We start from the raw sequence: 9,452 nt of genomic DNA on the forward strand, positions 1-9,452 counted from the left end.
CGAGCGAGGCCGGCACGATCGACAGCATGTCGCTCTCGCGCAGCAGCGCGGGAATGGCCAGCGAATGCGGCACGGTCACGCGCAGGCGCGGCGCCTGGCCGATCGCGGCCAGGGCCTCGGCGAGCGCGGAGCGGTCGAACATCTCGGACTGGCGCGCGAGGCCGCGCTCGAGGATGAAGCCGTCGACGGCGCCCTCCTCCTGCCCGCCGAGCGAGGTGGTGACCAGCGCGTACTTCGCGAGGTCGCGCACCGCGAGCTTGCGCCTGGCCGCCGGATGGCCCTTGCGCATCAGGATCACCTCGCCCTGCGACAGCAGCGTGCGCGCATTGAGCCGCGCCGGCACCTGCGAGAAGGTGCCGATGGCAAGGTCGATGCGGCCCAGGTCGATCTGCTCGGCGAGGTCGAGCCGGGTCGAGGGCCGGATCACCAGGTCGACGCCGGGCGCGGCCTGCTGCAGCGCGCGCGTGAGGCCGGCGACGATGACCGCCGTGATGTGGTCGTTGGCCGCGATCGTGAAGCGGCGCGACGACAGCGCGGGCTCGAAAGGCTCGACGCCGAGCGTGGCCTCGATGCGGCGCAGCGCGTCGCGCAGCGCGGGCGCCATCGCGCTCGCGCGGCCGGTGGGCTGCATGCCCTTGCCGGTGCGCACGAACAGCTCGTCGCCCACCAGCTCGCGCAGCCGCGTGAGCGCATGGCTCACGGCCGACTGGCTGAGGTTGAGCCGGCGGCCGGCCAGGATCAGGTTGCGGTCCTCGAAGACCGCGTCGAAGACCTTCAGCAGGTTGAGGTCCATGCGTCCGATGCTCATGGCGCGCTTCTTCGTGAGTTGAATGCCGTGCATTCTGCGCTTGCAAAAGCGCCAGTTCCATTCAATTCGGGGCCGGCCGATCATTCGGCCACTTCACACCACGAGGCCCGCCATGAACGCACTCACACGCCGCCGCTTCACACAGGCCGCGCTCGCCCTTCCGGCCGCCGGCTGGCTGCCGCGCGCCTTCGCGCAGTCGCAGGGCAGCCCGGGCAAGCTGCTGGTCGGCTACCCGGCCGGCGGCACGCTCGACACCACGGCGCGGCAGCTCGCCGAGGCCTGGCGCAAGCAGGGCCGGCACTACATCGTCGACAACCGCGCGGGCGCGGCGGGGCGCATCGCGAGCGGCCAGCTCAAGCGCGAGAAGCCCGATGCGAGCGTGCTGCTGTGCACGCAGGCCTCGGCGCTCACGATCTACCCGCATGTCTACAGCAAGCTGGCTTACGACCCGGCCACCGACTTCGTGCCGGTCTCGCCGCTGGTGATCGCGACCTGCGCGCTGGCGGTCAGCAGCGCGGTGCCGGCTTCGGTGAAGAGCCTGCAGGACTACCTGGCCTGGGTGCGCGCCACGCCCACCGGCGCGAGCTACGCCTCGCCGGCCGCGGGATCGGTCGCGCACTTCCTCGGCTGGCAGCTGTCGGAAGCCGGCGGGCTCAAGCTGCAGCACGTCGGCTACCGCGGCTCTGCGCCCGCGATGCAGGACCTGCTGGGCGGCCAGATCCCGGCCTACCTCGGCTTCGTGGCCGACTTCCTGCCCTATCTGCAGTCGGGCAAGCTGCGCATCCTCGCCGTGAGCGGCGAACAGCGTTCGCGCTTCATGCCGGCCGTGCCCACCTTCGCCGAGCAGGGCTTCGCGCAGATCCGCGGCGCCGAGAACTACGGCGTATTCGCTCCGCCCGGCACGCCCGAGGCCGGCGTGCGCGCGCTGCACGAGGCGATGGTGGTGGCCAGCAAGGACCCGGGCCTGCGCGCGGCCTTCGACCAGGTCGGGCTCGAGGTCCACACGCTGGCGCCCGACGACTACGCACGCCAGATCCGGCGCGAGCGCGAAACCTGGGGACCCGTGGTGCGGGCCTCGGGCTTCCGCTCGGACGAATGAAGCTTTCAACCCCCACGAGCAGAGACATGAGCACGACACACACCGACCGCGAGGAACTGATCGAGCGAAGCCTTCCCTTCCTCGAGGAGATCAAGGACATGACCACGGGCACCGAGGTCGAGCAGTGGCTCAACCGCACCCATGGCCCCGACAGCGCGCTCTACCAGTCGCTCGCGCGGCTGGTGAAGCAAGGCGTGCGCGACGGCTGGGCCGCCAACGTCGAGCTCGACGGCCCGGTCTACCGCCGCAGCCGCATCGCCGAGCCCTCGGAGCGCACCTTGGGCTTCAGCATCACGGCCGTCTACATGGACAGCACCGGCAACACGCAGGGCAACCCGGGCCACGCCTACCGCGGGCAGTACCACGCCCATCCCTACGGCGAGTTCAACATGGTGGTGCCGCTCAACGACGGCGCCGCGCTCAACGGGCCCAACGGCTGGTGCGAAGCCGGCTGGACCGCGCCCGCGCCGGGCAGCCACCATTACCCCGAGGCGCGCGGCGGCGCGGTGATCGCGCTGTTCTTCCTGCCGGCGGGGCGCATCGCCTACCACCCGGCGCCACGGGACTGAGCGATGCAGCGGGCCGACGCTCCCACCGACAGCGCACGCCATGTCGACGCGGTTCTGCGCGCACGCCGCTCGGTGCGCGCCTTTGCGCCGCGGCCGCTGCCGCAGGCGCTGGTGCGCGAGATCCTGCAGGTGGCGGCCACGGCGCCGAGCAATTCGAACACCCAGCCCTGGCGCGTGCACGTGCTGGCCGGCGCGCCGCTGAAGGCGCTCGGCGATGCGCTCGACGCGGCCTTCGTGGCGGGCGATTTCGAGGCGCCCTCGCACTTTCCCGATCCGCTGCCCGGTCCCTTCTGCGAGCACCAGTCGGCCTTCGCGGCGTGCTACTACGGCGCGCTGGGCATCGACCGCGCGGACGCCGCGGCCCGCGCGCGGCAGACGCGGCGCAACTACGGCTTCTTCGGCGCGCCGGTCGGTCTGATCTTCGGCATCGATGCGCGGCTCGCGCGCCACAGCTGGCTCGATCTCGGCCTGTTCGTGCAGAACGTGATGATCGCGGCCAAGGCGCGCGGCATCGACACCTGCCCGCAGGTGTCGTTCGCGCCCTTCCATGCGTTGATCGCGGCGCGGCTGGGCATGCCACCCGAGGAGGTCACGGCCTGCGGCATGTCGATGGGCTGGGGCGAGCCGTCGGCCGAGGTCAACCGGATGGCGATGCCGCGGCGAACGGTCGAGGACTTCGCGCGCTTCGAGGGATTCGACGAAGCCTCGACCAGTTGAGACAAGCCGAACCGCCCACCGCTGGCCACAATGAAGCCCCCACCCGTGGAGGCCGCATCGATGGCACAGGCGCATGCAGCATGACGAACAGAAGGCGCTGATCCGGCGCGCGCTGGCATTGATCGCCAGCGGCGGCACCGAGCGCGGCGAACCCTCGCTGAGCCCGGTGTCGCGCTACCTCGACCCCGAACGCCATGCGCGCGAGGTCGAGCGCATCTTCCGTCGCCATCCGCTGGCGCTGTGCCCCTCGGCCGCGCTCGCACGGCCCGGCGACACGCTGGCCATCGACGCGGCCGGCATGCCGCTGTTGCTGGTGCGCACGCGCGAGGGCGAGCTGCGCGGCTTCGTCAATGCCTGCCGCCATCGCGGCGCGCGGCTGCGGCCGGCCGGCGCGTCGAACCAGCGCGTGTTCGTGTGCCCGTACCACAGCTGGACCTACGGGCTCGACGGCAGCCTGCGCGGACGGCCCGGCGAGGCCGATTTTCCGCATGCGCCGGCTGCCGACTGCCAGCTCGCGCGCGCGCCGGTGGCCGAGGCGCTGGGTTTCGTCTGGGCGATTCCGCGCGTGGCCGATGGCGAGGACGATGCGCGCATCGACATGGAAGGCTGGCTCGGCCGCTTCGGCGCCGACCTGCGCCACTGGGGCTACGACCGCTGGGTGCCGTTCGACCAGCGCGAGTTCGCGAACGCCGCCAACTGGAAGATCCCGTTCGAGGCCAACCTCGAGACCTACCACTTCCAGTACGCGCACCGCGACAGCATCGCGGGCCTGTTCCACGACAACTTGCTGATCGCCGACCACGAGGGCGCGCACCAGCGCCTCTTCCTGCCCAAGCGCGGCATCGAGCGGCTGCGCGAGTTGCCCGAGGACCAGTGGCAGCTCGGGCCGCATTCGAACGTCATCTACTACTTCTTTCCGGCCACCTTCATCCTGCACGAGGGCGACCATGCGAACGCCTTCACCGTGCTGCCCGAGGCCCCCGAGCGCTCGCGCGTGATCGCGACCATGCTGATCCCCGAGCCGCCCGCGAGCGAGAAGGCGCAGCGGCACTGGCGCCGCAACCTCGACTCGTACTGGGGCGCGCTGGCCGAGGACTTCGCGCTCGGCGTGTCGGTGCAGTCCACGCTCGCGAGCGGCGCGCAGGCCTCGCTGTACCTCGGCGCGACCGAGTGCTGCTCGGCGAAGTTCCACGCGGACGTGGAAGCGGCGCTCTCCTGAGACAACCCCTTGGCCATCGTCGCGGCACGGGCCGGCTTGACATGCAGGCATTTACCTGCATATCATCCGCTCACGCACGAACAACGACGAATGGACGCTGACAAGGTTTTCAAGGCACTGGGCGACCCGACCCGCAGGAAGCTGCTCGATCTGCTGCACGACCACAACGGGCAGACGCTCGGCGAGCTCTGCGAGCACCTGGACATGGCGCGGCAATCGGTCACGCAGCACATCGGGCTGCTCGAGGCGGCCAACCTGGTGACCACGGTCTGGCGCGGCCGCGAGAAGCTGCACTTCATCAACCCGGTGCCGCTGCACGAGGTCTACGAGCGTTGGGTGCGCAAGTTCGAACATCAGCGGCTCACGCTGCTGCACGACCTCAAGAAGGAACTCGAAGGAGAGTGACGATGAAGCCAGAGAAGATCAGCTATGTCTACGTGACCTACATCCGCTCGACGCCCGAGAAGGTGTTCGAGGCCATCACCCGGCCCGAGATCGCGCGGCGCTACTGGGGCCACGAGAACGTCTCCGACTGGAAACCCGGCTCGCCGTGGCAGCACGTACGCGCCAACGACGAGCGCCCGGTCGAGCTGGTGGGCCAGGTGGTCGAGATCGCGCCGCCGACGCGGCTGGTCATCACCTGGGCCGGCGCCTCGCAGGCGGCCGATCCCCAGGCCTACAGCCGCGTGGCCTTCGACATCGTGCCGTACGAGGACATGGTGCGGCTCACCGTCACGCATGACGAGCTCGAGGCCGGCAGCGGCATGGCCAAGGGCATCCAGCAGGGCTGGCCGATCGTGCTGTCGAGCCTCAAGTCGCTGCTCGAGACCGGCGAGGGCATCGACGTCTTCGCGAAGCCCAAGGCGGCCTGAGGCCACGCACCCGGAGAAGCGCCATGACCCAGCCCTACACCGGCGGTTGCGCCTGCGGCGCGATCCGCTACAGCACGCCGCATGCGCCGATCTTCCAGAACCATTGCCAGTGCAGCGACTGCCGGCGGCGCAGCGGCACCGGGCATGGTTCGTACCTGACCTTTCCCGCGCGCGCCGACATGGCGATCACCGGCGAGGCCTCCGAATGGGAGATCGCCGCCGACAGCGGCCGGCAGAAAAGCCATGCCTTCTGCCCGGTCTGCGGCACGCCGCTGTTCGTGCGCTTCTCGGGCATGCCCGAGCTGATCGCGGTGCATGCGGGCAGCCTCGACGAGCCCGAACGCTTCGCGCCGCAGGTGCTCACCTACCGCGTGCGCGGGCTGGCGTGGGATGCGCTCGATCCCGCGCTGCAGGCCTTCGAGCGGATGCCGACGGCTTAGCCGATTCAGGCCAGCGCGTCGGGCACGCCCGGCACCGCGGGCTTCACGCTGTCGTCGGCGGGCGGAATCGGAATCATCGTGTCCCCTGCTTCGGCAGCAGCGACCGCCGAAGCCACCGATCCCGCGGCCTCGGCCAGCGCCGCCTGCGCGGTCGGGTTCGGCGTGGGCTCGCCGATCTTGCGCAGCGTGTTGCGGTCGGTGTGCGCAAAAGGCTCGGGCTTGCCGCGCACGTCGAGCAGCGTGGTCTGCTCGTACGACCAGCTGCCGTCGTCGTGCAGCGTCACGTCGATGGTGTAGCGCAGGGTCTTGAACGCATGCTCGAGGAAGGGGTTGGCGACGATGCCGTTGGTGTCGCCGCCGCGCACGGCCTCGAGGCGGAAGCTGCGCGCGTCGGGCGCGGCCTGGCCGGTGGCCATGGCCGTGAGGCCGCGCGGGATCGACAGCGTCTGCACCAGCGCGCCGGTGGCGGGCTCCCAGAGCCAGTAGCCGACCTGGTCGTGGAAGGTCTCGACGTCGTCGGGCTTCACGATGCGCAGGTGGTAGCGCAGGCCGTAGAAGATCTGCGGACCGTTGGTCTGCGCGTCGATCGGCTGGAACTCGGCATGCTCGATGAAGGCCTCGGCCTCGGGGCCGTCCTCCTTCGGGCTCACGTCGTGGCCCATGGTGCCCATCCAGATGCCGGCCAGGCCGGTCAGCGGGCCGAGGTTGGCGAGCGTGTGCGGATCGGGCTCGGGTTCGGTGTAGATGTCCTGCGGAAAATCGGCCATGGGGCACTCCTCTTTGTTCGTTGTTCGTGATGCGATGGGAAACGGATCGGGGGCCGCCATCATTGGTCGAGCCGGATGCCGACCTTGGCGATGATCGCGCCCCACTTGCGGCCTTCGCTGTCGATGAAGGTCCTGAATTCCTCGGGCGAGCCGCCGCCCACGGCCAGCCCCTGGTTGGCGAGCAGCTCGCGCACGGCGGGATCGCGCAGCACGGCGTTGACGTCGGCATTGATGCGGCGCACCACTTCGCCCGGCGTGCCGGCGGGCGCGAACAGGCCGTTCCAGGCCAGCGACTCGAAGCCCGGGTAGCCCGATTCGGCGACCGTCGGCAGCTCCTTCATGAGCTCGAAGCGCTGCGCGCTGGTGATCGCGATCAGCTTCACGCGCTGGCCCTGGATCAGCGGCAGCAGCGCGGGCGCCACGGTGAACAGCGCCTGCGTGTCGCCCGAGGCCAGAGAGAGCCCGGCCGGCGGCGAGCCCGCGTAGGGCACGTGCACCGCCTCGATGTGCGTGACGCTGCGCAGCAGCTCCATCGTGAGGTGCGAGGAACTGCCCGCGCCCACCGAGGCATAGCTGAAGCGGTCGCGCTGCCCCTTCACCCAGGCGATGAACTCGGGCAGCGTCTTGGCCGGGTTGCTCGCCTGCACCGCGAGCACGTTGGGCTGCGAGGTGGTCAGCACGATCGGCAGCAGGTCGCGCGCCGGCGCGTACGGCATGCGCGCATACATGTAGGGGCCGAAGGCGATCGGGCCGTTGAAGCCGATGCCCAGCACGTGGCCGTCGGGCGGCGCCTTCGCCACCGCGTCCATGCCGATCAGCCCGCCGGCGCCGGCCCTGGTCTCGACCACCACCGGCTGCTTCCACACGGTGCGCAGGCGGTCGGCCAGGGTGCGCGCGATCAGGTCGAGCGAGCTGCCCGCGGGCGCGGGCACGACGATGCGCACGGGCTTCACGGGCCAGTCCTGGGCCTGGGCGCCCAGCGACAGCGTGCAGGCGCACAGCAGTGCGGCGATGCGGTGGAGAAAACGGGCCATGGTCATGTCGATGGACGATCGCGTTGTACGTCGCACACTCCGCATGAAAGGAAGGATGACGCCGAATACGGGAGCGGACTTCCGGACGCAAAGGACGCGAAGGTTGCGCGAAGGACGCGAAAGGAAGGCAAGAAAAATTTTGAATTTCTCTTTCGCGCCCTTTGCGAAACCTTCGCGTCCTCTGCGTCCGGCTGTTGGTATTTCATCTCAGCGCACGGGCGACGCCGCGTGGAAGCGCTCGCGCGCCTGGCCCAGCAGCTCGACGCAGCGCGCATCGAACTCCGGCGTGTAGCGCACGTCTGGCACCACGATGTTGAAGGCCGCGGGCGCGGCCGGGTCACCCGAATCGATGGCGATGGCGATGCCCACCACGCCCGGCGTGTGCTCGCCGCGCGAATAGGCGATGCCGCTTTCGCCGACCTCCTCGAGCTGGCGCTTGAGCACCGCGAGCGTGGTGGCGGTGGCGGGCGTCTGGGCCTGCAGCCGCACGTTCTTGAGGTAGGCCTGGCGCCGCGCCGCGGGCATGGCCGCGAGGATCGCCTTGCCGGCCGAGGTCGAGTAGAGAGGGAAGCTGTCGCCCACCGCCATGCGGTAGGACAGCGGCGCGCGCGACTCGGCCACGCAGGCGCGCTCGACCTCGTCGCCGCGCAGCACCGAGAACGAGGTGGCCTCGCCCGCGGTGCGCGCGAGCCAGTCGACGATGGGCCGGGCCTGCGCCATCAGCCGTTCGCGCAGGCCGCTGCCGCGCACCAGCTCGAACACGGCCGGGCCCAGCGCATAGGTGCTCTGCGCGCCGTCGAAGCCGAGGAACTCGCGCGCCACCAGGTTGCGCAGCAGGTGCGTGAGGCTGCTCTTGGGGATGCCGAGCGCGATGCCGATCTCGTGATGGGTCAGCGCCCCGCCCTGGCGCGCGAGGAGCTGAAGGATGTCGAGCACCCGGTCCGCCGACTTCACGGCGGCCGATTCGGGGGGCTTGCTGTCTGCTGCGTCCATGGGTGCCTGTGCTGTGAGGTGCGCCGATTCTAGGAAGCGCGCGGCCCGCGTCCCACCGATCGACGCGCCGGGTGTTTGACAGCCGCGGGTTGCTTGTTTATATTCTGGAACAGTTCATATACATGAACAAACACCGATTCCAGGCCACCTCGCGTTCAAGCATCGAAACACCTCGCCGTCTTATGCAGCGCCTCTATTTCCACGAAATCCTCGACCCCGTGCGCCAGCCCGGCGCCCACACCCGCTACCTCGAGACCCTGGGCCGCCTGGTGCGCACCGAGGGCAATGCGCGCGGTTCGGCCAGCAACGGCTGCATGGCGGCCTGGGTGCCGGTGTTCCTCACCGGGCGCTGGCCCGAGATCGTGACCTTCTGGGAGATGCAGGGCGGCTGGGAGGGCTTCGGGCGCCATTTCGACGCCACGCCCGACCTGTTCCACGAACCGCTCGAGCGCTTCTACGGCGAGCGCACAGGCGGCTTCGACCGGGTGCTGGTGGCGGCCGACTACAGCATCGACCGCGCGCGGCTGCTGGCCGAGGGCGTGCGCGCGCCGGTGGTGCTGCAGCAGACCATCGGCCTCGAGGCCGGCGGCGCATCCGACTACCTCGCGCGGCTCGGCGAGGCCGCCGCGCGCATCGAGGGCCCTGGCGCGCCGCGCCTCTTCGGCGCCTACGAGACCGCGCTGCGCAACGGCAGCGAGGCGCTCGTGCTGTGGGCCTTCGACGACTTCGCCGCGCTCGCGGCATTGCAGGCGCGGCCCAACTCGGTGCCCGGCTGGGCCGACTGGGCCCGCACCGCGCAACAGCACGAACGCACGCACACCGGCCTGGTGCTGCGGCCGGCCGACTGGTCGCCGCTGCGCTGAATCCCTTTTTTCATGACCTTCGAACCTGGAGACAACCCAATGGAACGCAGACGATTCCTCGAAAGCAGCGG

The 9,452-nt window shown here is 70.3% G+C and carries 11 protein-coding genes and 1 pseudogene; 8 read left to right on the forward strand and 4 right to left on the reverse strand.

Features of this window, described 5'->3' with window-relative positions; translation table 11 throughout:
* Positions 1-808 (reverse strand): LysR substrate-binding domain-containing protein (locus AC27VN_RS22615; RefSeq protein ID WP_490877966.1); only part of this gene is annotated, 808 nt, incomplete at its 3' end.
* A 112-nt stretch (positions 809-920) separates the two neighbouring features.
* Here AC27VN_RS22615 and AC27VN_RS22620 point away from each other — a divergent pair.
* The 7 genes from AC27VN_RS22620 (at position 921) to AC27VN_RS22650 (ending at position 5,724) form a co-directional block, all read left to right on the forward strand.
* Positions 921-1,907, forward strand: coding sequence for a tripartite tricarboxylate transporter substrate-binding protein (locus AC27VN_RS22620; RefSeq protein ID WP_490877967.1), 987 nt, complete (start codon positions 921-923; stop codon positions 1,905-1,907).
* A gap of 26 nt (positions 1,908-1,933) precedes the next feature.
* Entirely contained in the window at positions 1,934-2,476 is a 543-nt protein-coding gene (locus AC27VN_RS22625) for a 4-hydroxylaminobenzoate lyase (protein ID WP_490877968.1), read from the forward strand.
* 3 nt (positions 2,477-2,479) lie between these two features.
* Positions 2,480-3,193, forward strand: a complete 714-nt coding sequence (locus AC27VN_RS22630; protein WP_490877969.1) for a nitroreductase — start codon at positions 2,480-2,482, stop codon at positions 3,191-3,193.
* A 73-nt stretch (positions 3,194-3,266) separates the two neighbouring features.
* Entirely contained in the window at positions 3,267-4,412 is a 1,146-nt protein-coding gene (locus AC27VN_RS22635; RefSeq protein ID WP_490877970.1) for an aromatic ring-hydroxylating oxygenase subunit alpha, read from the forward strand.
* Positions 4,413-4,502: 90 nt separating this feature from the next.
* Positions 4,503-4,817 (forward strand): ArsR/SmtB family transcription factor, encoded by a 315-nt coding sequence (locus AC27VN_RS22640; protein ID WP_431512380.1) that lies wholly within the window; start codon positions 4,503-4,505, stop codon positions 4,815-4,817.
* A gap of 2 nt (positions 4,818-4,819) precedes the next feature.
* A complete protein-coding gene (locus AC27VN_RS22645; protein WP_208509834.1) occupies positions 4,820-5,284 on the forward strand; it encodes an SRPBCC family protein in 465 nt (154 codons plus the stop codon).
* Positions 5,285-5,307: 23 nt separating this feature from the next.
* Positions 5,308-5,724: a GFA family protein gene (locus AC27VN_RS22650; RefSeq protein WP_490877971.1), complete on the forward strand. Its 417-nt coding sequence runs from the start codon at positions 5,308-5,310 to the stop codon at positions 5,722-5,724.
* 134 nt (positions 5,725-5,858) lie between these two features.
* Here AC27VN_RS22650 and AC27VN_RS22655 read toward each other — a convergent pair.
* The 3 genes and pseudogenes from AC27VN_RS22655 to AC27VN_RS22665 all read right to left on the reverse strand — a co-directional run.
* Positions 5,859-6,491 (reverse strand): annotated as a pseudogene (locus AC27VN_RS22655) (FABP family protein); the annotation flags it as partial.
* Between the two features lie 59 nt (positions 6,492-6,550).
* Complete coding sequence (locus tag AC27VN_RS22660) at positions 6,551-7,525, reverse strand: Bug family tripartite tricarboxylate transporter substrate binding protein (RefSeq protein WP_490877972.1); 975 nt, start codon at positions 7,523-7,525, stop codon at positions 6,551-6,553.
* Positions 7,526-7,732: 207 nt separating this feature from the next.
* On the reverse strand, positions 7,733-8,518 hold the full coding sequence (locus AC27VN_RS22665) for an IclR family transcriptional regulator (protein ID WP_490877973.1): 786 nt from the start codon (positions 8,516-8,518) through the stop codon (positions 7,733-7,735).
* A 182-nt stretch (positions 8,519-8,700) separates the two neighbouring features.
* On the opposite strand from AC27VN_RS22665, the gene AC27VN_RS22670 reads away from it, so the two are divergent.
* Entirely contained in the window at positions 8,701-9,381 is a 681-nt protein-coding gene (locus AC27VN_RS22670) for a hypothetical protein (protein ID WP_490877974.1), read from the forward strand.
* Positions 9,382-9,452 lie beyond the last annotated feature (71 nt).

This window comes from Variovorax sp. 20P10.2.4 (assembly GCF_058244205.1).

Excerpts from the sequence above, each read along its gene's own strand:
- AC27VN_RS22620 (WP_490877967.1), top strand. The coding sequence starts at position 921 with ATGAACGCACTCACACGCCGCCGCTTCACACAGGCCGCGCTCGCCCTT.
- AC27VN_RS22625 (WP_490877968.1), top strand. The coding sequence starts at position 1,934 with ATGAGCACGACACACACCGACCGCGAGGAACTGATCGAGCGAAGCCTT.
- AC27VN_RS22630 (WP_490877969.1), top strand. The coding sequence starts at position 2,480 with ATGCAGCGGGCCGACGCTCCCACCGACAGCGCACGCCATGTCGACGCG.
- AC27VN_RS22635 (WP_490877970.1), top strand. The coding sequence starts at position 3,267 with ATGCAGCATGACGAACAGAAGGCGCTGATCCGGCGCGCGCTGGCATTG.
- AC27VN_RS22640 (WP_431512380.1), top strand. The coding sequence starts at position 4,503 with ATGGACGCTGACAAGGTTTTCAAGGCACTGGGCGACCCGACCCGCAGG.
- AC27VN_RS22645 (WP_208509834.1), top strand. The coding sequence starts at position 4,820 with ATGAAGCCAGAGAAGATCAGCTATGTCTACGTGACCTACATCCGCTCG.
- AC27VN_RS22650 (WP_490877971.1), top strand. The coding sequence starts at position 5,308 with ATGACCCAGCCCTACACCGGCGGTTGCGCCTGCGGCGCGATCCGCTAC.
- AC27VN_RS22660 (WP_490877972.1), bottom strand. The coding sequence starts at position 7,525 with ATGGCCCGTTTTCTCCACCGCATCGCCGCACTGCTGTGCGCCTGCACG.
- AC27VN_RS22665 (WP_490877973.1), bottom strand. The coding sequence starts at position 8,518 with ATGGACGCAGCAGACAGCAAGCCCCCCGAATCGGCCGCCGTGAAGTCG.
- AC27VN_RS22670 (WP_490877974.1), top strand. The coding sequence starts at position 8,701 with ATGCAGCGCCTCTATTTCCACGAAATCCTCGACCCCGTGCGCCAGCCC.